The following is a 22,371-nucleotide window of genomic DNA, read 5'->3' as shown; positions in this document are numbered from 1 at the left end:
CGGACACCGCAGTGTCCGGCGGCCGTCTCGGACGACCACGAGCAGAAGAGGGAGTGACCGTGGGATACGCCCATGAGTACGCGACCGCGGTGATGCGGCGGGGCCGGGTCCCCATGGAACCGGCCGACTTCGTCCCGGACTGGTCCGACCGACCCCGCAAGGGGAAGTTCTTCCCCGGCGCGCCGTCCGTGCCGCTGCCGGACGGCGGCTGCGCCGAGGACGCCACACTCGGCCAGGGCCTGTTCGGCCGGGCCGGCACCGGAGCGTTCACGCTGCCGCTGCTCGGCGCGATGCTCCGGGACTCCTACGGTCTGACCGGGCGCCGCCTCGCCGTCCAGGCCAACACCGACCTGGGTTCCCTGCCGTTCTACTCGCACGCCAACTGGTCACGGGGCACGGCCTCCGGGGGCGGTCTGTACCCCATCGGGGTGCACTGGATCAGCGGCGCGAGCGGACCCCTCACACCGGGCGTCCACTACTACGACACCCCGCACCACCGCCTCACCCGGCTCCTGTCGGGCGACGTGAGCGCCGAGGTCCGCGCCGCCCTCGGCGACCTGGAGGAAGCCGCCGGGACCGACCAGTTCCTCGTCCTCGGCGTGACGTTCTGGCAGAACTCCTTCAAGTACAACAGCTTCTGCTACCACGCCGTGACGATGGACATCGGCGCCCTCGTGCAGACCTGGCGGATGTGGGCCCGCGCGCACGGGCTCCACCTCGGTACCGCCCTCTGGTTCGACGAGCCCCGGCTCGGCCGGCTGCTCGGACTGGATCCGGAGGAGGACGGTGTCTTCGCCGTCGTACCGCTGCGCTGGGCCGGCGCCGCTCCGGAGGTTCCGGCACCGCCGACGCCCGCTGCCTCCGTGCGGCGGGTGCCCGACGAGAAGTCGCGCAGGGTGCTGTCCTTCCCGACCCTGCGCCACATCCACACCGCGACCCTGGCAGGCGCCGACGAACGGCCCGCACCCGGCGTCCTGGACGGCGCCCTCGCCGCCCCCGCCGGACCCGGCGACCGCGTCCCGCTTCCGGAGCCCACGCCGTTGGCGGTCCCGGTGCGCCGGGCACTGCGCGAACGCCGCAGCAGCTTCGGCCGGTTCACCTCCGCCGAGCCCCTGGACGCGGCCCGGCTCGCCGTCGTCCTGCGGGCCGCCGTCGCGGCGGGCACGCTGGACAGCGACACCGAATCCCCGGGCGGCGCACCGCTGGCCCGGCTGTGCGTCTTCGTCAACCATGTCCGCGACGTGCCCGCGGGCCTCTACGAGTACGACCGCGACACCGGCGAGCTGGTCGTGCTGCGCACCGGGGACCACGGCGCCTTTCTCCAGCAGAACTACTTCCTCGCCAACTACAACGTGGAGCAGGCCGCGGCCGTCCTGGTGCCCGTGGCCCGTACCCACGCCGTACTGGACGCCGTCGGCGACCGTGGCTACCGGCTGGTCAACGCCGTCGTCGGGGCCGTCGCCCAGGCCGTCTACACCACCGCCTCGGCAGCCGGAACCGGCTGCGGTGTCGCCCTCGGCTTCGACAGCGTCTCCTTCGAGGAGCGCCTCGGGCTGGCCGAACGGGGCGAGATCCCGCTCCTGATCATGATGATCGGTCACGAGCGCTCCCGCTCCGCCGACTACCGCTACGACATCGTCGCGCCGTGACCCGCACCCCGGCGCCCCCGCGCATCCCCGTCCCCGTTCCGGTTCCCGCACATCTCCCCGTTTCCCCCCGAAGCCCCGGCGCCACCCGACATCCCGTTCCGTTCCCGTCCGTGACCCGTCGGCCGACGGGCCGCCCCTCCAGCGGACGGCAGCACACCCCACAGGAAAGGGGGAGGGCGTGAGCCCCACCGCCACCAGCCCGGCCCAGGACGCCCCCACCGCCGACGGCTCCGCCCGCCTGCACGGACGTTTCATGCTGCGCGTCGCGGGGCTGCCCGTCGACACGGTCGTGGCCCTGCGCGCCCCCGAGGCGACGGACTGGGCCGTCCGGGCCGCCGCCGAGGAGGACCGTCTCGGCGCCCTCGGCGCCGCGCTCAGCGATCCGTTGTCCGACGTGGTCGGCGCCACCGAGGACGCCGCGCTGCGCCGCCGGCTGCTCGCGCTGCGCCGCACCGTCTTCAACAACCGCCTGCCGAACGACCTCGAAGAGGCCCGCGCCCTGGCCGCCGGCCTCGGCGGCAGCACCGGGGCCGACCTCACGGCCTGGCTCGACGCCCGCGTCCGCTGGGACGGACTGCGCGCCGAGGGTGAGGCCGTCCTCGCGTCCGGGCTCGCCCGCACCCGCACCGCCCTGCGCGAACTGGCCCTGGACGACCGGCTCCGCCGAGGCCTGCTGCTCGCCTCACCCACCCTCGAGGAGCGGCTCGACGCGTTCGCCGCCGACCCTGCCGACCCGGCCGCGGTCCCCGGCAAACGGACCCGCAAGATGGAACGCTCGCTGCTCTCCTACGTCTACCGCACCGCGTGCAAGACCAGCCCCTTCAGCACCCTCACCGGAGTCGCCCTCGGCGGCTTCCGGGCACCGGCCGACGACGACACCCCCGCGGCGACCCGTGTCGACGACGACTGGACCGGACACTGCAGGCTCAACGTCGTCGTGCTCACCCGGCTCGCCGAACTGATCGCCGCCGACCCACGGCGCCGCGCCGACCTGCCGGTGGCCCTCGCCTCCGGGTGGAAACTGGACGACGACCGGATCCGCTACGTCCAGCGGGCCGTCACCGCGGGCGACGACAGCGCGCCGGTCAGCTTCGACGCCGCCCAGGACCGGCTGCTCTTCCTCCGCCGCCGAGGCACGCTGGACGCGATGCTCGCCCTGCTGCGGGACCACGACGGCACCTGCCGCCACGGCGACCTGGCCAACTGGCTGGCCACCACCACCGGTGCCGACGACGAGGCGGCCGGACACTACCTCACCGCCCTGCTCGACCTCGGCATGCTCCAACTGCCGACGCTCTCCCTCGCGGTGCACGAGCCCGATCCCATAGCCGCCGTCCAGCGGTCGCTCCGCGCACTCGAACGACCCTGGGCGGACGACCTCGCGACCCGCCTGGACGGCCCCGCCCAACTCCTCGCCGGATACCCGGCGGCGGACGTCCCCGGCCGCCGCGCCCTGCTCAGAGCACTCCGTGCCGACCTCCTCGCCCTCCAGTCCGACCTCGGCGCCGAACGGCCCGTGCTCCCGCAGACCCTTGTCTACGAGGACGTGTCGGCCGGGACCACCTCCGCCGCCCTCGACGAGTGGACGGCGCTCGCCGCCCGCCCGCTCCGCTCGGTCGGCCGGGTGCTGCCCGCCTTCGACGTCGCCCTGCCCCAGCGGCTCACGCTCAAAGGCTTCTTCCTCGCCCGCTTCGGACGCGGTGGACGGTGCGAGGACCTGCTGCGGCTCGTCCACGACTTCCACGAGGACATCTTCCGGCAGTACCTCCAGTTCACCGCGACCAAGGAGGACCGCCTCCCCGACGGCAGCCACGCACCGGAGGAGAACTGGCTCGGCATGCCGGAGATCGCCGCGGTCGACCGGGCGCGCGCGACCCTGACCGCCCGGATGCGCGCGAACTGGGCCGAACTGAACCCCGAAGCTGAGGAGTTCGTCCTCGACGAGGACACCGTGAACGAGGTGGCCGAAGCACTGGGCGCCGCCGGGCCCGCCTTCCAGCCGCACAGCCACTTCCTCCAACTCGCCCGCCGCGACGGCGATCCACTCGTCGTGCTCAACGACTCCTTCGGCGGCCTGTGCTTCCCCTTCACCCGTTTCACCCACTGCTTCGACGGCACGGACGAGACCACCGGCCTCACGGACGCGCTCCGCGCGGAACTGCGCGGACTGCTCCCGCCCGGGGCGGTCTTCGCCGAGATCACCGCGGGCGCCACCACCACCAACCTCAACCTCCACGGCCGGCTGACCGACTACGAGATCGTCTGCCCCGGTGAGCACAGCACCGCCCCGGAAGAGGCGCGGCTCCACCTCGAGGACCTCCACGCCGTGCACGACACGGACACCGACCGGCTCGTCCTGCGCTCACGCCGCCTGGACCGCGAGGTGGTTCCGCTCTACCTCGGCTACCTCGTCCCCATGGTCCTGCCCGAGATCCCCCGCACCCTCCTCCTGTTCTCACCGACCGCCCGGTCCGTGCCGGACGTGTGGCGCGGGGTACCGTCCGGTCCGGAGACCGAGGGCGTCACCCGCCGGCCGCGCGTCCGCCACCACTCCCTCGTGCTCCATCGGCGGTCCTGGACGGCCGCCGACGGCAGTCTCCCGCTGCGCGCCCCCGACACCACCGCCGGCCAGTGGTACCTCGGCTGGCACCGCTGGCGCGTCCGGCACGGGCTGCCCGCCCAGGCCTTCGCCACCGTGCACGAGGAGACGACCGGCGAGGGTGCCGGCTGGTTCGGCGGGTCCAAACCCCAGTACGTCGACTTCGAGAGCCCGCTGTCGCTCACCGCGCTCGAAGGCCTCCTGGCCGGTAAACGGGCCCGCACCGTCTTCGAGGAGATGCTGCCCGGCGAGAGCGAACTCCATGTGACCTCACCGCGCGGCCGGCACGTCGCCGAACTCGCCGTAGAAATGCTCCCCGCCCCGGCCGGCCTGCCCGAAGAGGACCCCACCCCATGACCGCACCCACCGCTTCCTCCGCGCCCACCCCTGCTTCCGGACCCACCCCTTCGTCCGGACCCACCCTCTCTTCCGCACCCGCTCCTTCTTCCGGCGTCCCCGCCTCCGCCACGGTCACCGGCCCGCACGACTCCGACGCCCCGCACGACTCCGACGCCCCGCACGACGCCGACGCCCCGGGCGACTGGCTCGCCGTGCACGTCTTCTACGCCGCCAGCCCTCGCCCGCTGCTCCTGCAGTGCGTCAAGCCGCTGGTGGACGACCTCACCCGAGAAGGCCTGCTCGCCGGGTACTTCTTCATCAACTACTGGCTGGAGGGCCCGCATCTGCGGCTGCGCCTGCGCCCTCGACGGGCCGCCGACGCCCCCGCCGTCCGGGAACGTGCCCACACCGCGCTCGCCACGTTCCTGCGGGAACGCCCCGCGCTCTACGAGGTGAAGGCGGGTTTCCTCGCCGACCTGTACGAGACCCTGTTCACCCTGGAGTACACCGAGGAGCAGCGCGCCGAGTTCCTCGGCGCCGACGGGCGGATGCGGCTGCGCCCCAACAACAGCTTCGAGGACCGGCCGTACGAGCCCGAGTACGGCAAATACGGCGGCCCCGGCGGTGTCGCGCTCGCCGAGTGGCACTTCCAGCACTCCAGCGACCTGGTCGTCGAAGCCGCGCGGAGCATGAACCTCCACCTGCGCACGGTGCTGCTCGGACTCTCCGCCCAGCTGATGATGGTCATGTCCGGCACGTTCCTGAAGGACGACGAGGCACTGCTCACCTTCCTCGACCGCTATCACGCCTTCTGGGACCGGGCGTTCAGCGGGACGAACTACACCGCGGCCCAGGGCTACGACCGCGCCTACACCGAGATGGGCGCGAGCCTTCCCGAGCGTTTCCGGCGCATCAGGGACGCGGTCGCCCGGGGCGAGACGGACCGGCTTCCGGCGTTCCTGCGCGGCTGGGCCGAACACAGCACCGAACTGCGCGACCGGGCCGCGGAGTTGACGCTGCGCGGCGACCTGACCTTCCGCGCGTGGGACGGCAGCCGGGACATCCGCCCCACCGACCCTGCCCAGGCGCTGCCCATGCTGCTCTCGCCCTATCTGCACATGACCAACAACCGGCTGAGCATGACCATCCGCGACGAGGCCTTCCTCTCCTACGTCCTGGCCCGCGCCCTGCGCGACGGAGGCGCGGGGCAGCCGGAGACCGCCGTGGCTCCGAGCGAGGCGAGCGCCGAAGCCACCGCCACCGAGGGCGCGGCGGCCCGCGGCCGGGCGCCGGGAGGCGAGGGGTGAGCACCGACGCGTTTCTCGCCGCCCGACCACGCGTGCGGGGCGACATCGTGTTCGGCCCCAGCCTCGTACGCGGCACCGGCCGGATCCATCTGCTGATGGACCCCGTCACCGGGCGTCGCCTGGAGATCGGGCCCAAGGAACACTTCATCATCGCGCGGCTCGACGGCAGCCACAGCCTCGACGAGATCGGCCACGCCTACGCGCGGGAGTTCGGCGCCCGGCTGGGGGAAGCGCAGTGGGGGCAGCTGCTCCGGCTGCTGCACGGCCGCGACCTCCTCGACGGCGGCCGGGCGCCGACCGGCGATGCCGCGGTACCGGCCGCCGGGCCGGCGGCGGGCCGGCCGCCCAGCGGCATCCTCGCCGGGCGGACCCGGCTGGTCGCCGACGCACCCGCGCTCATGGACCGGCTGCACCGGGCGACCACCGTCGTGCGGCGGCCGGGTGTGCCGGCCGTGCTCGTCACGGCGGCCGTGGCGCTGCTCGCCGCCGTCGCCGTCCAGGCCGGAACGCTGTGGCGGCAGACGGAGGAGACGGCACGGCAGCCCGCGCTGCTGCTCGCCGTCGGCTGCGTCCTGTGGTGCAGCCTCGCCCTCCACGAACTGGCCCACGGTCTGTTCGCACGGGCCTGGGGCGGTCGCGTCACCGAGATCGGGCTGCGCTGGATCCTGGGCGCCACCTATCTCTACTGCACCGTGGAGGACGTCCAGTTCCTCGGCAGCCGCGGCCGCAAGGTCGCCACCGCCTGTGCCGGGGTCCTCGCCAACCTGCTCTTCCTGGTGCCCTTCGCTCTGGTGTGGGCCCTGCTCCCCGCCCACGCGCAGGCCCGCCCCGCGCTGGGCGCGCTGCTCCTGCTCGGGGTGGTCTCGGGTCTGGCCAACCTGTTGCCGCTGCCGCCCCTCGACGGGTACCGGGCTCTCGGTCATGCCCTGGGCGTGACCCAACTGGCCACCGGGAGCCGCGACTTCACAGGCGTCGCGGTGCGCACCGTCTTCGGCCGCGGGCCCGGCCTCGCCGCGTACCCCGCGCGGCTGCGGATCCTGTACGGCGGCTTCGCCCTGCTCACCGCGGTGCAGAGTGCCGCGCTCCTCGCACTGTGCGGTGCGGCGCTGCGCACCGTCCTGCCGGAGAGCGTGGCGACCATGGCGCAGTGGCTTCCCGCCGCTCTGCTCGTCGCCGTACTGCTCCTGTGGGCGCTCGGCTCCTTCGGCCGCTCGCGACGCACCGCACCCCCCACGACCGGCGGGCAGCCGCCCGTGCCCCCGTCCGGCGGACGTACCCCCGCCTCCGCCCCGAGGGCCCCGGACCCCGTATCTCCCACAGCCACGCCAGGGCACCCCGCCCCGGCGGCGGGCACCGGACCGCTCCCGGACGTCCCGAGCCCATGGAACCACCCGAGGAAAGAGGCGATGAGCACACCCGAGAGCAAGACCGAGGCCGCCCCCGGCCCCGCCGTCACCGAGACCGTCACTGTCCCCGCCGTCACCGAGACCGCCAGCGGAGAATCCCTCGACGGGGCGGTTCACGATGAGGCCCCCGAGGCGGTCCACGGCGGGAATCCCGCCGGAACGGTCGTCGCCGTGCACGGCGTGACCAAGCGGTACGGGGAGGTGGTGGCACTGGACGGCGTCAGCCTCGACGTACGGCACGGCGAGTTCTTCGGCATCCTCGGCCCCAACGGCGCCGGCAAGACCACCCTGGTCGAGATCGTCGGGGGCATGCGCGGGACCGACGCCGGAACCGTGACCGTCTTCGGGCAGAGCCCCTGGCCTCGCGACACCGCGCTGCTCGCCCGGATCGGGGTGCAGACGCAGGCGTCGGCGTTCTTCGCCCGCCTCACCGCCGGCGAGCACCTGCGCACGGTCGCCGCGCTCTACGGCCGGGACCCGGCCGCCGCGACCACCGCACTGGAGCGCGTCAGCCTCACCGGTAAGGAGAACGCCCGCGTCGACCACCTCTCCGGTGGCCAGCGCCAGCGCCTCGCCGTCGCCACCGCGCTGCTGCACGAGCCCGAGCTGATCTTCCTGGACGAACCGACGGCCGCCCTCGACCCGGAGGCCCGGCGCGAACTCTGGGACGTCCTGCGCTCGTTGCGCGCGGAAGGCCGCACGATCATCTACACCACCCACTACCTGGAGGAGGCCGAGGAACTCTGCGACCGGGTGGCGATCATCGCCGGCGGCCGGGTCGTCGCCCTCGACACGCCTCGCAACCTCATCCGCTCCCTGGCCGCCCCCGCCCGGCTGCTCGTCCCCGCGGCCGGGCTCTCCGCCGAGACGGCGCTCGCCCTGGAGGGCGTGGACCGGGCCACCGTCCAGGGCGGCGACCTGGTCCTGGAGACGACCGTACCCAACCGCGTCCTCACCGCACTCGGCGACCTCGTCGACATCGACACCGTCACCGTCCGCACACCCACCCTCGAAGACGCCTACCTGACGCTGACCGGCACCGGATCGGAGCACCACCGTTGAGCGCCTACGCCGCACTGACCAGGGCCACCTACGTCGCGAGCGTCCGCGACAAGACAACCCTGTTCTTCACCTTCGCCTTCCCGCTCGCCTTCCTGGTCCTCTTCGGCCTGATCTTCCAGGGCCAGCACGTCGACGGCGGCCTGTCGTCCATCAACTACATCGCCCCCGGCGTACTCTCCTGGGGCGTGGGCAACGCGGCGGTGTTCTCCGTCGCCTTCGCCCTCATGCAGTGGCGCCGCGACGACCTGCTCCGCCTCATCTGGCGTACCCCGACCCCCCTGCGCACCCTGCTCGCCTCCCGCTGGACCGTCGCGCTGTGCGTCGCCCTCGTGCAGACGGTGCTCTTCACCGCCATCGCCCTGCTGCCGTTCTTCGGCCTGCGCCTCGCCGGACCCTGGTGGGCGGCGGCCCCACTGCTGCTCCTGGGGGTCACCGCCTTCCTCGCCATGGGACTGATCGTCGGCAGCGTCGCGAACACCCCGGAAGCGGTCGCGGCCATCGCCAACATCGTCATGGTGCCCATGGCCTTCCTCTCCGGCTCGTTCTTCCCCGACGACCTCATGCCGGGCTGGCTGCGTGCCGTCGCCAAGGTGCTGCCGCTCCACTACCTCAACGACGGGATCACCGACGCCTACGGCGGACGTGGCGACCTCGGCGACATCGCCGTGGACTGCGCGGGGCTCGCCGTGTTCGCGCTGGTCTTCGGCCTGATCGCCACCCGGATCTTCCGCTGGAGCAACCGGCCATGACCACCGCCACGCGCATCGCGCCGACCGTCTCGCCCCTGGAAGCCGCACGCGCGGAACTCCAGGCACGCCTGGCGACCCGCTCCGCGGCGGCCGGACTGCCCGCCCCGGCCGTCTCCCGCATCGGCGACGCCGATGTCCTCGGCCGTCCGGCCGTCCGGCCCGGATCCCCGGGAACGGCCGCGGTCCACCCCGGCCCGCCGGCCGTGCTCTCGGACACGGCCGGCATCCATCTCACCGCGCAGGCCGTCCTGTTCGGACCCTGGGGCGGTGCCTCCGAGGCAGGCCCCGCCTGCGGCACCTGCCTGGCCATGCGCCGCCAGCGGCTGCGCACCCGGACCGAACGGGAGGCGCTGGAGACGGGTACGGAGACCACCGCGGCCGGTCACTGGCCCGTCCTGCCGGACCACACCGTGGACGCCGTGTGGTCCCTGCACCGCCTCGTCGCCTCGGGCGCCGCCCGGCACAGCGTCGAGGGCGCCGACGCCGCACTGCCGCGCGTCACCGAACTCGACCTGGAGACCCTCCGGGTGCGCACCTTCCCGCTGGTGCCCGAGCCGATGTGCCCGCACTGCCGGCCGTTCACCGAGCGGGCCGCCCGCGAGGCCGCCGAGGAGGCCACCGCCACGGCACCGGCCTCGCTCCCGAAACCGCGCCCGGACGCCTACCGGCTGCGCCGCCCCGCCGACTACCCGCTGCCGGTCAAGGGACTTGCCAACCCGGTCTGCGGGGTGCTGGGCGGCGGCACCTGGATCGACGTCACCTCGCCCACGACCGCGCCGGTCGCGGGCAGTGTCTTCATGCGCGGTTACGCCGGACTCACCGACGTCACCTGGAGCGGCCAGGCCAACTCCTACGCGGGCAGTCGCGACCTGGCGTTCCTTGAGGGTCTGGAGCGGTACGCGGGCACCCACCGCCGCCACCGTCGCCCGGTCGTCACCGCCTCCCTCGACGAACTGGGCGACCGAGCCCTCGACCCCCGCCTGTGCGGCCTCTACGAACCCCGCACCTACGCCCGGGACCCGATGGTCGAGCCCTTCGATCCCGCCCGGCCCCTGCCCTGGGTCACCGGGTGGTCGCTGCGCGACGAACGCCCGGTGCTCGTCCCGGCCCGGCTCGTCTACTACAGCGCGGGCACGCGTGAGGACAACTTCGTCTTCGAGTGCTCCAACGGCTGTGCCACGGGCGGTACATGGGAGGAAGCCGTGTTTTTCGGCCTCCTCGAACTCGTCGAACGGGACGCCTTCCTGCTGGGCTGGTACGGCGGCCTTCCCCTGCCCGAGATCGACCTGGAGTCGGTACGCGGACCGAAGGTACGGGCCATGGTGGCGCGGGCCGCGCTCCAGGGCTACGACGTCCACGTCTTCGACAACCGCGTGGACCTGCCGGTCCCCGTCGTCACCGGCCTCGCGGTCCGCCGCGACGACGGACCCGGCACCCTGGCGTTCGCGGCCGGCGCGTCCTTCGACCCGGAGACCGCCATCGAGTCCGCCGTCTCCGAGATCCTCACCTACATCCCGCACCTGCCCGGCCAGGTGGCCGAACGGCCCGACGAACTCGCCGCCATGGCCGAGGACTTCGACCTCGTCGCACGGCTGCCGGACCACGCCGCGCTGTTCGGACTGCCCGCGATGCGCCGGCACGCCGAGAACTACCTCACCCCGCCCCGCACCGGCTCACCCGGCCGACTCTTCGCCGACTGGGAGGAACGCCGCCCGCGCACCGCGGATCTCCGCGACGACCTGCTGCTCCTGCGCGACCTGCTCGCGGTCGCCGGATGCGATGTCATCGCCGTCGACCAGACCACCCCGGAACAGCGCCGGATGGGGCTGCGCACGGTGGCCACGCTCGCCCCAGGACTGCTGCCGATCGACTTCGGCTGGCCGCGGCAGCGCGCCCTGCACATGCCGCGCCTGCGGACCGCGCCGTACCGCGCGGGCCTGGTCCCCGAGCCGCTGGGTGAGGAGGACCTGCGGCGCGTGCCGCACCCGTTCCCGTGACGTCCGAAGTCCCCATCGAGGAAGAGGCGTTGGGGACGACATCCACGTGCGGACGATCACACCACGAGCGGGCGGGCACAGAGGCGCGGGCGAGCGCCGACGGGCGAGGTGGAGGCCGGGCCCCGGCACTCGCGTGGAACGAGGACGGTCCCCGGCGCGCACCCGCGCGCGGGGACCGTCGAACCCGACGTCGGACGTCAGGCGGTGCAGGAGGTGGTGCTGGAGCAGGTGCTCGTCGAGGAGCAGCTGGTGGAGGAGCCGAGCATGACCTCGCTGGCGTCCGAGTAGTCCGTGATCTCGAAGGTCTCCGACTCGAGGTCCAGGATCTCCTGGGCGAGGGAGGCGAGGGTGTTGTCAGCCATGGTGTCTCCTTGGGAGTGCGGGGACCGGGTACCGACCGGGACAGCCCCGGCCGGCGACGCGCTGAACCTGCCGGAGGCCAGGACCTCGGGCTTCCACCTTTCTACGCGGTACCGACGTCAGCGCCCTGGCTCCCCGCTGTCACCCCGCTGACACCACCTCCGTGATCCCGCCTCCCGACCGTTCCACCGGCATCCGGACCGACCACCCGGCCGCCGACACCCAGTTGGCCGCCGAGCCCCCGGACCGGCGGCGACCCCGGCAGACGTCCGCCGCCCCGGGCGCCCTCCGCCCGCCGCAGACCACTTCGCCGCCCCGCCACCGACGCGCGGGCGGCCACCACTTGAGGAGCCCCGCCCGTGACCACCGACCACACCGGACCCCGCACCCCGCAGGGCCCCGACCGATCCCCGGCCGGGCCCGCGCTTCCGGGCCTGGACAGCCTGCTGCCCGCCACCACCGAGCTCTACCTCGACCTGCACCGTCATCCCGAACTCTCCGGCGCCGAAAGCCGAACGGCGGCCCGGTTCGCGGACTGGCTGGCGGCGGACGGCTTTGACGTACTGCGGGGCATCGGAGGCCACGGCGTGGCGGCGTCCCTGTCCAACGGCGCGGGTCCGGCCGTCCTGCTGCGCGCCGAACTCGACGCGCTGCCCGTGGCAGAGCGGACCGGCGTGCCCTACGCGAGCACCGTGACCGCGCCCGGACCGGACGGCCACCCGGTCCCTGTGATGCACGCCTGCGGCCACGACGCCCACCTGGCCTGTGCGGCGGCCGCCGCTCGATGGCTCGCGGCCCGGCGCGTCAGCTGGCGCGGCACCCTGCTCGTCGTCGGGCAGCCCGCGGAGGAGACCCTCAGCGGCGCCCGCGCGATGCTGGAGGACGGCCTGTACGACCGGATAACGCCGCCCGACGTGGTGCTCGCGCAGCACACGGCGTCCTTCCCGGCGGGCATGGTCGCCCATGCCGACGGCCCGGTCCTGGCCGGCAGCCTGACGCTGGAGGTGACGTTCGAGGGCGACGGCGGCCATGCCGCCACTCCGTATCTCACCGCCGACCCGCTCCTCGCCGCGGCGGGGACGGTGACGCGCCTGTCCACGATCGTCGCCCGGGAGACCGACCCCGCGGAGCGGCTGGTCGTCTCGGCTTCCTCGCTGCGGACGGTCGACGCGGGGCGTTCCGGGAACGTGATCGCCTCCCGGGCGGTGCTGCACATCACCGTCCGGGCCTTCTCGGAGGCGGCCCTCGACCGCGCGGCCGTCGCCGTGGAGCGGATCGCCCGAGCCGAGGCGGCTTCCGCGGCCAGGCCACCGCGGGTCACCGTCGCGCGGTCGTCCCGCTCCGGCGTCACGCTCGCCGACGCGGACGTCACAGCCTCCGTCCGCGCCGCACACGTGACCGCCTTCGGTACCTCCCGTGTCACCGGCTGGCCCGCCACCTCGGCCACCGAGGACTTCCCCCTGCTGACCGGGGCGGGTGCCCATCTGCACGGACACCCCGGCATTCGCGGCGCCTACTGGATGCTCGGTGCGATCGGCCCCGCACAGTGGGCGGCGGCCCCCGGAACCGGGGCCGCCGAGAAACTCCGCAGCCTGCCCGGCAACCATTCGCCCCGCTACCTGCCGAGCGCCCGCCTCACCCTGGAGACCGGAACGACCGCGCTCGCCACGGCCGCCCTGGCCCGGCTGACCGCCCCGGCCGCCGACTGACCCGCCCGGCAAGTCCGCTCACCGGCCGCCGGGTTGACGCACCAGGCGGTCCGGCGTGGATCGGTCACGGCGTCCGCCGGCCAGATCAGGGAGCGTTGAGGTCCAGCGGCTTGGAGGTCGGGTTGGGCGGCGGGCTGAGGATGACCTGGGGCTGGCCGGGCACCGGGTTCGGCGGAGTCATGTCGGACTTGGGCAGCTTCGGCGGGGTGGTCTGGTTGAAGACCGTGGTGTCGAAGTCGACGAGCCCGGTCTTCTCCATCACGGTGATGTGATCGAGGACCGTGGCGTTGGCCTGGTTGGCCAGGGCGCGGATCAACGTGTTCTTGGTGGTCGAGCGGACCTTGGCGATCGTGTTGAAGATCGAACCGTGGGTCATGCGCAGGATGTTGGCGAAGTCGACGTCGAACTGCTTCCCCGACTCACCCTTCAACTGGGTGACGAACCCTTCCTGCTGGGGGCTCGCCACGTTCGGCAGCGTGATGTTCAGCATCGGCGCGATCTTGCGGCAGCTGGTGTCCAGCGCGGCGTGCCCGTCGACGAGGTGCTGACTGGCGATCTTGACCGCCTTGCTCTGCCCCTTCTGCAGGCCGATCTGACCGAGCGGGTGCTCCCACAGGCCGGCCGCGCGCACCTTGACGACGAAGTCCCGTTCGCCTTCGGTCAGAGGCCCCCACTGCGTGTTCGCGATGACCCGGTCGGGCGTCGTCGACACGGTGTCCAGACCGAGCATCGCCGGGTACGCGAGGGCGCTGAGCGTCAGGGCGAGGGCACCCCCGACAAAGAGTGTTCCGATCACATTTCGCGAACGCTGCACCGTTCCTCCTGCCTGTCATCGGCTGGTCCGCCGATCCGTCGTCGCCTGGTGGGGGCACAGAACAGTACGCACGGCGAGCCGTTCGGACTCAGCCGGGGGGAGGAAAAGATCCACCGCGGGGCCCGACGCGCGCGCAGGTTCCACGGAACGGGTCGTGGCACGCGCGTGGTTCGATGTGTTCACCCCGGCCTCCGCAGGCTGATGGATCATCACTTTCCGGGCGCCCCGTACAACCAATCCCGTGACGGGCATGTCGTACATGACAGGAAACCAAACGCCCGAGCACAAGGGGAAAATGATGCGTACGAGACGATTCGCGGCGATGCTGGCCGCCCTGACGATGGCCGGCGTGGGCGTGGGAGTCGCCGTGCCCGCCACGGCGGGTGCGGCCACGACGGCGGCGGCCGTGTGCCCGACGGGCTGGGGCAGTCTCCCGAAGACCGCCGCGGACATCAGCACGGGATCGCTGACCGACATCAGGACCGGCGCGCACGACTGCTACGACCGGATGGTCTTCGACGTCCCCACGTCGGGCACGACGCCGATCGGGTACACCGTGCAGTACGTCGACGTCTTCTACCAGGACCCGTCCGGGATCCGCATTCCGATCTCCGGCGGGGCGATCATCGAGATCAGGGTGTCCGCTCCCGCCTACGACCCGGAGACCCACTCGGCGACCTACCCCGGCCAGGGCGGAAAGGCGCTTCCAGGCGTCGACCTGACCGGCTACCGCACCTTCCGTGACGCGAAGTTCGGGGCCAGTTTCGAAGGGGTCACGCAAGTGGGCCTGGGAGTAAGGGCCCGGCTGCCGTTCCGCGTCTCCCAGCTCTCCGACCGCCTGGTGGTCGATGTCGCCCACACCTGGTGAGGCGGTCGGCTCAGCTCATCAGGCCTGCCGGCGCCACGCGTTGTCGTCACGCCGACCCCCGCGGCCCGGCCGGCGGCGGCACGGCCCTCGTTGTACGGTGACCATCCGACCGGGGGGCGAAACCCGCCGACCGGGAACCACTCTCTGTGGAAGACGAGTTCAACCGGACGGCGTGACCGGGGACCACCCGCCGGACCGCTGCTCCGCACCCCGCCCCTCGCACCACTCCACCTCGGTGAAGCCCAGCTGCGCCGCGAGACGCATCGGGCGCCCGCCCGCGGTCCGGGTGCGGAGCACCAGCGGCTCGCCGGGAACCACCCCGGCGAGCCGGCCGAGCACGCGGCCCGGGCCTCGGCCGCGAAGGGTTCCCGCCCGACTCAGACGCCCCGCGCCCGCGGATCCGGACGGACTGCGCCGTCAACTCAGCGGCATCGAGCGCCGCATCGACGTGCTGCAACGCAACCGACAGGCCATCCAGGCGTATCTGCGTGCCTGCGGCGAGGCCGAGGCCGCCACCCCCGCGGCGGTCGTCGGAGCACTGGACCGGTTGCGACGTGACGGCCCGGACGCGCAGAGTGACGTGGATGCGCGCCGCCGTGAGGAAGGTTCATCCAGCCGTGAGAGGCAGGTCCAGTGACACCGTCTTGCCCCTGCCGTTGGGGAAGCTGTGCCACCCACCGGCGAGCGCTTCCACGATGAGGAGGCCGCGGCCGTGTTCGGCCTCCGCGTTCTCCTCCTCTTCGAGGGCCAGCGGGGAGGGAACGGGCGGGTTGCTGTCGGAGTCCCGTACCTCCAGACGTACATGATCCGGGAACGCCCTCAGCCGGACATCGACGTCACTTCCCGCGTGGATCAGCGCGTTGGTCACGATCTCGGAGGCGACGAGACGCAGGGACTCCGAGAGCCCGGAGAGCCCCCAGGCGTCCAACCGGTCGTTCACGAAGTTCCGTACCGCTTTGACCCCTTGGACGTCCCGCCGCTGAATGCGCAGGCCTGCCGTCCGTGGCGGCCCCGTGCCGACGGTCTCCTCGAAGCGGGCCAGGAGCAGTACGGCGTCGTCCCGGAGCTCCTGCGGGTCGGACCTCTCGGCGACGAGCCGGTCGGCGAACTGTTCGAGGTCGGTGGATCCGGCACGGTGCCCCGCGTGCAGGAGCGTCTGCGCGCTGGAGCAGGGGTCGGTGGCGTTTCCGCCGATCAGGCCGTTCGAGTACAGCATCAGCACCGTTCCGGGCGGGAGGGTGTGCTCACGCCCCCGGTAGGCGTCCTGCGCGCGGACGCCGAGCGGGACGTTGGCCGGTGCCTCCAGCCTGCCGGTGCTGCCGTCGGGCCGCAGCACCAGCGGTTCCGGATGTCCGGCCAGGGCCACCTCCGCCGTCCCGTCAGCCGTGTCCAGCGCGACGACACAGCAGGTCACGAGCAGTTCCGTGCGCAGTGCGCAGAGCAGTCCCGCGGTCCGGTCGATCACCGTCGCGGGCCGGTGCCCTTCGGATGCGTAGGCGGCCACCGCGGTACGTACCTGGCTCATGACCGCGGCGCTCTCCACGGAGTGCCCTTCCACGTCGCCGACGACCAGCACGATCCGCTCGTCCGTCACCCTGATCACGTCGTACCAGTCGCCGCCCACCCGCGCCGCGACCGTGGCGGGACGGTACCGCGCCGCCGTCGTCAGCCGGGGGAGCTCGGGCAGGGTTGAGGGCAGGAGGCGTCGTTGCAGACCCTCGGCTCTCCGGCGCTGCTTCTCGCCGAGTCCTACGCGCTGCACCGCCGCGCCGAGCAGGGCGGCCATCATGCTCAGGGTGGCCCTCTCCTCGGGCGGGAAGCCGCGCGGCCCCGGGAACGACAGGCAGCAGACGCCCACGATGTTCTTCCGTCCCGCGAGGGCCAGGTCGGCGGTCCGGCTGCCGGCGATGAGGGGCAGGAACGCCTCCGCCCGCGGAGGGTCGTCGTACGCGTCGGGAGAGGCCGGCGGAGACTCCGCGGAGAGGAACAGCGCGCGTCCCCGCGCCGCCTGCGCCAGAGGGGTCGAGGCGCTGAGCGCGGCGCCGTGGACGTTCCGGACCAGTCCCGAGGACCTGCCGCTGTGCCCCAGGACCCACAGGTGGGTGGCGTCGGCCGAGGCCAGGACCAGGGCGTCGGCGTGCAGCGGGGCCATGATGCATTCCTGGGCCGCGGCGACGACGTCACCGGGAGTGGTGGCCTGGTTCAGCAGCTCGGAGAGCAGTCGCAGCGGAAACATCAGGCTCACGCCCGAGGAGCCGGGGACGCCGGGCACTCCCCAGCCGGGTGTCTCGGCGCTGCCGGCCCTGATCGGTACCACGGCGGGCAGGGGGCCGGGGGTGATCGGCACGCCACGTTCCGTGAGAGCGGTGAGGGCATCGGCTGTCTCGGCCGCGATGGACTCGACGACCGTGCGGTCCGCCCCGGGATAGGCGCCGAGGGTCTCCAGGCGCAGTACGGTCAGCGTGCCGAAGCGACGCCCACCCGAAAGGACCGGGGCCGCGAGGGCGGCGTACGGGTAGGGCCGGGTGTACCTCTGCCGGGACGGCGCGGGGTCGGGATCGGGCAGGAGGGCGGTGGTTCCCGACGCCACGGCGCGGGCTGTCGCGTAGGGCTGGTCGAGGCGCATCCGCGCCGGCAGGGTGAACAGGGACGGTGTGCTGCCCGCGATCAGTGCCGGGCGGAGTTCGGTGCCGCCCTCGGTCACGAGGTAGACCGCGGCCGCCGCCGCGTCGATCCGCCGCATCGTCTCGCGCACAGTGGCGTAGAGGACGTCCATGAGATCCGTGTCCGGCGCGGGTACGGGCCGGTCCGGACGGCGGTGTTCTCCGGTTCCGCTGCTGGTCACCATGGCGGCTCCCTCAGCGTCGATTATAGGTTGGCAGCCCGTACGGACGCGCGGCACCCGAGCGGGAGGGACGCCCGTGCTGGACCGAGGGCGACCGAGGTCGACCTGTCCGGCCTCAGTGATAAACGCTGAGTGCGGCGTTTCATCCGGCGATCCAGAGGCGGCTCCCGCCGAGGCGCGTCGCTCGGTCGAACACGGCGCAGTTGACCGCGTCCATGAGGGCCGCACCGGTCTGGTGGGCCTGCTTGGTGAGAGTGGTCGTGGCGAAGAAGAAGGCGGCCGTGCGACGGCCGGTGGAGTCGGTGACGTTGTAGGTCGCGTAGCCCGGGACGACGCCGACGTGATCCCAGACCGTGCCACAGGAGGTCTTCGCCGACTCGATGCCCAACCCGTAGCCGAGCTCGTCCGGGTCGTCCGGTCCGCCCTCCGGCACGGTGGTGCGCATCTCGGCCAGTTGGGCGGCGGGCAGCAGCCGGCCCGACATCAACGCGCGGTAGAAACGGGACCAGTCATCGGCGGTGGACACGATCGCGGCATCCGCTCCGTCGGCCGTGACGTAGTCGCCGGTGACGTCCACGTGGTCGTCGTGCCGCGGTCCCGCGTAGTCCCTGAAGTCGTCGGGGACCTCCGGTGGCATGTGGGCGGCGTCCGGCTCGTAGCCGTGCGCGTGCCGGCCGTGCCAGGCCGAGCCGGTGGCGTAGAAGGTGTGCCGGAGCCCCAGGGGCCGGGCGATCCGCTCCCGCACCAGCGTCGCGAGGTTCTTGCCGGTGGCCTTCTCCAGGACGGCCCCGATCGCGATGTAGTTGGTGTTGCTGTACGACCACTCGGTGCCGGGCTCGAACAGTGCCGGGTGCCCGCTCACCAGGCTCAGGATCTCCGTCGACGTCCATACGTGGGAGTCCCGGCCGGTGAGGGCAGGTGCGAGGGCGGGATCCTCGGTGTAGTCGAACAGCCCACTGGTGTGGTTGAGCAGCATGCGCAGGGTGATCGCTCCACCGTTGCGCACCTGGCCGGGCAGCCACTTGTCGACCGGGTCGCTGAGGGCGAGTCGGTGCCCGGCGACCAGTTGGAGGACGAGGGTGGCCATCACCGTCTTGGTGTTGGAGGCCTCTCGCACCTCGTCGTCGGCCCGGAGCAGATGGTCCTTCCTCGTCCACGCGGCCTGCTCGGAGATCTCGACGGGCCTGCCGTGACCGTCGTCCACCCGCACGATCACTCCGGGCACGCCTTCCTCCACCAACTTCCTTGCCAGCTCCCGCAGATGAGCGCGTGTCTCCGAAATGCCGTCCGGTCGGGCCGCCGAGGGCGTCCGAGTGCCGGCGGCCGCACTCGCGCGGACCGCCGCACTCCCGTGCATCGCGTGCGCACTCGACGGCGTCGCGGCGAGGGCCACCACGAGGGCCGCGGCCACCGGAACCGTCGTCACCGCGCGAAACGCCGTCAGTCGCGGGCGCCGCCGAACACGCATATCCACACGCAAGTCATGCTCCTTCGAGAGTCCGGGAAAGCCGTCGGTCACGATCGGGGGACGGGGAGGAGAACACGGAACTCGGGTCGGCGATTCGTCCTGCGACCCAGGGGTGAGGCCGGCTCCGACGGGCCTTGCGCAGCCCTGGAGAGCCCTTCGGAGGGTAGTCGAAGGTGGGAGGACGGAGATGAGTATCGGCTACTCAATTGATTACTCCGAGGCGTGCACGGTGACCGGGCCGTTGACCGGCGCTGGGACCCGGCCGCTGCTGGGACACCGGCGACTCTTCACGTCCCGGCCCACGGCAACCCCGGCCCTCAACACCCCCCTCCGCGCTGGCTATACGTCGGCTTCAGTGGATGTGGGCACCAGGGTGTACCGAACGGACTTTCCTTCTCGTGCGCGTACGACCGTGCCCTTGGCCACCAGGGCCTCGACGGTGTTGCGGACGACGACCTTCCCTGAGGCCTGCACCTTGGCGGGCAGGGCCGCGAAGATGTCGTTGACGGAAACCGGGTGCTTTGATGCGCGCAGGTGCGTGAGGACGGCGTCACGGACGGAGCCGCGCTCGGCGGCCGGAGCCCGGCGCCCCGTACCGGCGGACGACGAACGAGCGGGAGGGCGCCTTGTCGTTCCTGATGTCCCGGCCTCCGACTCGGAGGAGCGTCCGCGCGGTGCTGCGGCTGCGGCCGGCGTCGCCTCACTGGGGTCGCCGAGGTTCTCCCAGATCCGGCTCAGGAGGACATGATCCGCCCGAAGTGCCCTGAGTCGGGCTTCGGTCCGGGCGATCTCGGCCTCGACCCGCTCCAGGTCGTCCCTGACCCGATGGGTGTAGACGTCGCTCAAGGATTCCAGGGCATCTGCCTCTACGGACATCGAGAACCTCCCTTCGAGGAAGTCTATCGGACGCCGACACCTGTCATGTGCGCATGATGTGCGGTGAGCGCGGCTGTGCGGTGTACGGGCGTCGGAGGCGCGCGGTGCGCCAACACCTTCTGTACACAGGGGTGTCGGTGGAGCGGAGGCCACGACCGGTCCGATCTGGGGCCAGAATGTGCGTACATGCGCATATGTGTCTCTCGTCTGCCCCTGTGCATTCGTGCGGAGTTGGAAGCGATGCGCCGCTCGGGTCGGATCCGGTGATCCGGGTGGGCTGTCGGTCCGGTGCCGGCCGGGGGTCTCTCCAGGTGGCCGTGCTCACCGAGCAAGGTCACCTGTGGCGTGGCCCATTAGGGTCGGGAGCATGACGACATCCCTTGCCGGCAGTGCCTTCGACTCGCTCCGTCTCGACGCCGTGTCCGACCAGGAGGTGCTGCGCAGGACCTACGCACTCCCCAGTGACGCGGCCGTGCGCAAGCAGATGACGGAACTCACCGAGCAGACCCGACGGTTGATCGGATGCTCGTCCCTGGTCCTGGTCGCCAGCGTGGACGCCGAAGGCAACTGCGACGTCTCCCCCCGTGGTGGCCCCGCCGGGTTCGTCGCCGTCCTGGACGCACGGACGGTCGCGATCCCGGACGCGACCGGCAACAAGCGTCTGGACACCCTGCGGAACGTCGTCGCGACGGGGCGGGCGGGGCTGCTGTTCGTCATCCCGGGACGCACCACGACGCTCAGGGTGAACGGCCGGGCCTGCGTCTCCACGCGCCCGGAGCTTCTGGCGCAGCTGACCGCCGTGGGCAAGCCGCCGGCCAGCGCGCTGGTGGTGGGGATCGAGGAGGTCTACCCGCACTGTCCCAAGTCGCTGCTGCGCAGCGGGGCGTGGAAGCCGGAAGAGTGGCTTCCGGCGGACGCCCAGCCCGCTTCGGCCGAGGTGACGCTGGCCCAACTGCGCATGCCCGAGCTGACGATCGCCGACATCGAGCGGGCGGAGGAGGAGTCGCTGAAGTACCGGTACGAGTAGAGGACCTGCCGGCGGTCGTGGAACCTCTGGCGCGCCGAAGCCCCCGGCGCCCGCCCGAAGACCACACCTGAGGAGGCTCCCGAGCCGACGTGGCCGGAGCGTGGGTGGGCGCGTCCAGGGGCCGGTGTCAGCCGCGCGGTGCCGCGAAACCGTGCGGCTCCGGTGTTCCCACGTGTCGGCACCCGCAGGGCGCCGCCTCTGCGGCACCCTGCACGGTGGCGGGCACCTGCGGGCTGAGGCGGTACGGGTCGGCCCACAGTCCCCGGCCGGGGCGTCCGGTGGGTCGTCCGGTCTCAGGGGACGAGCACGATCCTTCCGGGCAGGCCTCCTCGGGACAGCCGTGCGTGGGCCTGTGCCGCGGAATGGAGGGGGTAGGCCTCCGCGACGCGGGCCCGCAGCACCCCCTGGTCCGCGAGCGCGGACAGTTCGGTGAGCAGGGCGCCGTCGGCGCGCACACCGAGCGCGTCGACCCGGATGCCGCGCTCGGACTCGGGTTCCTGGCTCGGCCACAGACCGGCGTAGACCCCGCCGTCGCGGACGGCGGCCAGCGCTTCGCGTCCCAGCCTCGCGGCGTCCAGCACACCGTCGAAGCAGGTGACCGCCAGCGGCTGCCCGCGAGTCAGGAAGTGATCGGCGCCACGGGAGAGCAGGCTAGTCCTCGTGGGCGGCCGAATCGAGTCCGGTGACCTTCAGCCCCTGCCGGTGGGCGAGTTCCACCGTGTGGGCGCCGACGCCTCCCGCCGCTCCGGTGACCAGCAGGCTCTGCCCGGGAGCCAGCGCGAGCAGCCGCAGTGACTGGGCGGCCGTGGTCGTGTTGAGGGGGAGTGTGGCCGCGTGGCGGTCGTCGAGGGTCGCCGGAGCGGGTGCGAGAGTGCTGCCGCCCAGGACGACGTGGTCGGCGTGGGTGCCGAGCGGCTTGTGATGGCCGGTGGCCAGGGCGATGACACGGTCGCCGGTCGACCAGGCGGCGCCGGGGCCGACGGCGTCGACGGTGCCCGCGACGTCGAAGCCGAGTCCGATCCGTTCCTGACCGCCGAACACGCCGGAGCGCATGGCCGCGTCCACGGGATTCAGCGCGGCCGCCGCCACCTTGATCCGGACCTGACCGGGACCCGGTTCCGGTCTCGGGTGCTCGGTGATCTCCACGGCGTCGGGGCCGCCGAAGCGGGAGACGGTGACGGCACGCATCAGCATGATCTTCCTCCGGAGAAGGGGGTGGGCGAAGGGGGCGGCGGCGGGCTGGACCCCGCGCGTTCGCGGTTCGCCGGCAGCTGTCACCCGACGGGGGACGGCACG

16 protein-coding genes are annotated in these 22,371 nt (G+C 72.7%); 9 read left to right on the top strand and 7 right to left on the bottom strand.

All coding sequences use genetic code 11. The annotated features are described in order from the left end of the window. The first annotated feature begins 59 nt into the window (after nucleotides 1–59). The 6 genes from OG776_RS01895 (at nucleotide 60) to OG776_RS01870 (ending at nucleotide 11,108) form a co-directional block, all read left to right on the top strand. Nucleotides 60–1,649, top strand: coding sequence for a SagB family peptide dehydrogenase (locus OG776_RS01895; RefSeq protein WP_187286096.1), 1,590 nt, complete (start codon nucleotides 60–62; stop codon nucleotides 1,647–1,649). 178 nt (nucleotides 1,650–1,827) lie between these two features. Continuing rightward, nucleotides 1,828–4,605: a lantibiotic dehydratase gene (locus OG776_RS01890; RefSeq protein ID WP_329318392.1), complete on the top strand. Its 2,778-nt coding sequence runs from the start codon at nucleotides 1,828–1,830 to the stop codon at nucleotides 4,603–4,605. Then, nucleotides 4,602–5,894 carry a lantibiotic dehydratase C-terminal domain-containing protein gene (locus tag OG776_RS01885; protein ID WP_329318390.1) on the top strand — a complete coding sequence of 431 codons (1,293 nt, stop codon included), beginning with the start codon at nucleotides 4,602–4,604 and terminating at the stop codon, nucleotides 5,892–5,894. Before OG776_RS01890 ends, OG776_RS01885 begins: the two co-directional genes overlap by 4 nt. 1,406 nt (nucleotides 5,895–7,300) lie before the next feature. After that, nucleotides 7,301–8,362, top strand: a complete 1,062-nt coding sequence (locus tag OG776_RS01880) for an ABC transporter ATP-binding protein (protein WP_148011378.1) — start codon at nucleotides 7,301–7,303, stop codon at nucleotides 8,360–8,362. Then, nucleotides 8,359–9,111: an ABC transporter permease gene (locus tag OG776_RS01875; RefSeq protein WP_329318388.1), complete on the top strand. Its 753-nt coding sequence runs from the start codon at nucleotides 8,359–8,361 to the stop codon at nucleotides 9,109–9,111. Before OG776_RS01880 ends, OG776_RS01875 begins: the two co-directional genes overlap by 4 nt. Then, nucleotides 9,108–11,108, top strand: coding sequence for a TOMM precursor leader peptide-binding protein (locus OG776_RS01870; RefSeq protein ID WP_329318386.1), 2,001 nt, complete (start codon nucleotides 9,108–9,110; stop codon nucleotides 11,106–11,108). The genes OG776_RS01875 and OG776_RS01870 overlap by 4 nt, the downstream gene beginning before the upstream one ends. Before the next feature lie 197 nt (nucleotides 11,109–11,305). Here the strand turns inward: OG776_RS01870 and OG776_RS01865 are convergent, their stop codons facing one another. Next, nucleotides 11,306–11,470, bottom strand: a complete 165-nt coding sequence (locus OG776_RS01865; RefSeq protein WP_329326309.1) for a thiazolylpeptide-type bacteriocin — start codon at nucleotides 11,468–11,470, stop codon at nucleotides 11,306–11,308. Between the two features lie 357 nt (nucleotides 11,471–11,827). Between OG776_RS01865 and OG776_RS01860 the strand changes: the two genes are divergently transcribed. Next, nucleotides 11,828–13,177 (top strand): amidohydrolase, encoded by a 1,350-nt coding sequence (locus tag OG776_RS01860; RefSeq protein ID WP_329318384.1) that lies wholly within the window; start codon nucleotides 11,828–11,830, stop codon nucleotides 13,175–13,177. Between the two features lie 85 nt (nucleotides 13,178–13,262). Here the strand turns inward: OG776_RS01860 and OG776_RS01855 are convergent, their stop codons facing one another. Further along, complete coding sequence (locus OG776_RS01855) at nucleotides 13,263–13,907, bottom strand: DUF4142 domain-containing protein (RefSeq protein ID WP_148011413.1); 645 nt, start codon at nucleotides 13,905–13,907, stop codon at nucleotides 13,263–13,265. A 379-nt stretch (nucleotides 13,908–14,286) separates the two neighbouring features. On the opposite strand from OG776_RS01855, the gene OG776_RS01850 reads away from it, so the two are divergent. Then, nucleotides 14,287–14,859: an AMIN-like domain-containing (lipo)protein gene (locus OG776_RS01850; RefSeq protein WP_410093244.1), complete on the top strand. Its 573-nt coding sequence runs from the start codon at nucleotides 14,287–14,289 to the stop codon at nucleotides 14,857–14,859. Between the two features lie 607 nt (nucleotides 14,860–15,466). Here the strand turns inward: OG776_RS01850 and OG776_RS01840 are convergent. From OG776_RS01840 to OG776_RS01830, 3 genes are all read right to left on the bottom strand, one after another. After that, entirely contained in the window at nucleotides 15,467–17,707 is a 2,241-nt protein-coding gene (locus OG776_RS01840; RefSeq protein ID WP_148011375.1) for a SpoIIE family protein phosphatase, read from the bottom strand. A gap of 139 nt (nucleotides 17,708–17,846) precedes the next feature. Further along, nucleotides 17,847–18,929, bottom strand: a complete 1,083-nt coding sequence (locus tag OG776_RS01835) for a serine hydrolase domain-containing protein (protein WP_329318380.1) — start codon at nucleotides 18,927–18,929, stop codon at nucleotides 17,847–17,849. A 582-nt stretch (nucleotides 18,930–19,511) separates the two neighbouring features. Then, nucleotides 19,512–20,048: a BlaI/MecI/CopY family transcriptional regulator gene (locus tag OG776_RS01830; protein WP_329318378.1), complete on the bottom strand. Its 537-nt coding sequence runs from the start codon at nucleotides 20,046–20,048 to the stop codon at nucleotides 19,512–19,514. A gap of 367 nt (nucleotides 20,049–20,415) precedes the next feature. On the opposite strand from OG776_RS01830, the gene OG776_RS01825 reads away from it, so the two are divergent. Further along, the gene (locus OG776_RS01825; RefSeq protein WP_329318376.1) at nucleotides 20,416–21,075 is read left to right on the top strand and encodes an MSMEG_1061 family FMN-dependent PPOX-type flavoprotein; all 660 of its coding nucleotides are present in this window, start codon (nucleotides 20,416–20,418) and stop codon (nucleotides 21,073–21,075) included. 293 nt (nucleotides 21,076–21,368) lie between these two features. Here the strand turns inward: OG776_RS01825 and OG776_RS01820 are convergent, their stop codons facing one another. Further along, nucleotides 21,369–21,656 carry a zinc-binding dehydrogenase gene (locus tag OG776_RS01820; protein ID WP_315986925.1) on the bottom strand — a complete coding sequence of 96 codons (288 nt, stop codon included), beginning with the start codon at nucleotides 21,654–21,656 and terminating at the stop codon, nucleotides 21,369–21,371. Between the two features lie 70 nt (nucleotides 21,657–21,726). Next, complete coding sequence (locus OG776_RS01815; RefSeq protein ID WP_329318374.1) at nucleotides 21,727–22,269, bottom strand: alcohol dehydrogenase catalytic domain-containing protein; 543 nt, start codon at nucleotides 22,267–22,269, stop codon at nucleotides 21,727–21,729. Between the last annotated feature and the right edge of the window lie 102 nt (nucleotides 22,270–22,371).

It is taken from the genome of Streptomyces sp. NBC_01689 (genome assembly GCF_036250675.1).
GTDB lineage: Bacteria > Actinomycetota > Actinomycetes > Streptomycetales > Streptomycetaceae > Streptomyces.
This window is presented reverse-complemented; position numbering and strand designations above follow the sequence as displayed.

Bases quoted from the DNA above. Each gene is read 5' to 3' on its own strand.
- OG776_RS01885 (WP_329318390.1), top strand. From the start codon at position 4,602: ATGACCGCACCCACCGCTTCCTCCGCGCCCACCCCTGCTTCCGGACCC.
- OG776_RS01880 (WP_148011378.1), top strand. From the start codon at position 7,301: ATGAGCACACCCGAGAGCAAGACCGAGGCCGCCCCCGGCCCCGCCGTC.
- OG776_RS01870 (WP_329318386.1), top strand. From the start codon at position 9,108: ATGACCACCGCCACGCGCATCGCGCCGACCGTCTCGCCCCTGGAAGCC.
- OG776_RS01865 (WP_329326309.1), bottom strand. From the start codon at position 11,470: ATGGCTGACAACACCCTCGCCTCCCTCGCCCAGGAGATCCTGGACCTC.
- OG776_RS01855 (WP_148011413.1), bottom strand. From the start codon at position 13,907: ATGCTCGGTCTGGACACCGTGTCGACGACGCCCGACCGGGTCATCGCG.
- OG776_RS01850 (WP_410093244.1), top strand. From the start codon at position 14,287: ATGATGCGTACGAGACGATTCGCGGCGATGCTGGCCGCCCTGACGATG.
- OG776_RS01840 (WP_148011375.1), bottom strand. From the start codon at position 17,707: ATGGTGACCAGCAGCGGAACCGGAGAACACCGCCGTCCGGACCGGCCC.
- OG776_RS01830 (WP_329318378.1), bottom strand. From the start codon at position 20,048: ATGTCCGTAGAGGCAGATGCCCTGGAATCCTTGAGCGACGTCTACACC.
- OG776_RS01825 (WP_329318376.1), top strand. From the start codon at position 20,416: ATGACGACATCCCTTGCCGGCAGTGCCTTCGACTCGCTCCGTCTCGAC.
- OG776_RS01815 (WP_329318374.1), bottom strand. From the start codon at position 22,269: ATGCTGATGCGTGCCGTCACCGTCTCCCGCTTCGGCGGCCCCGACGCC.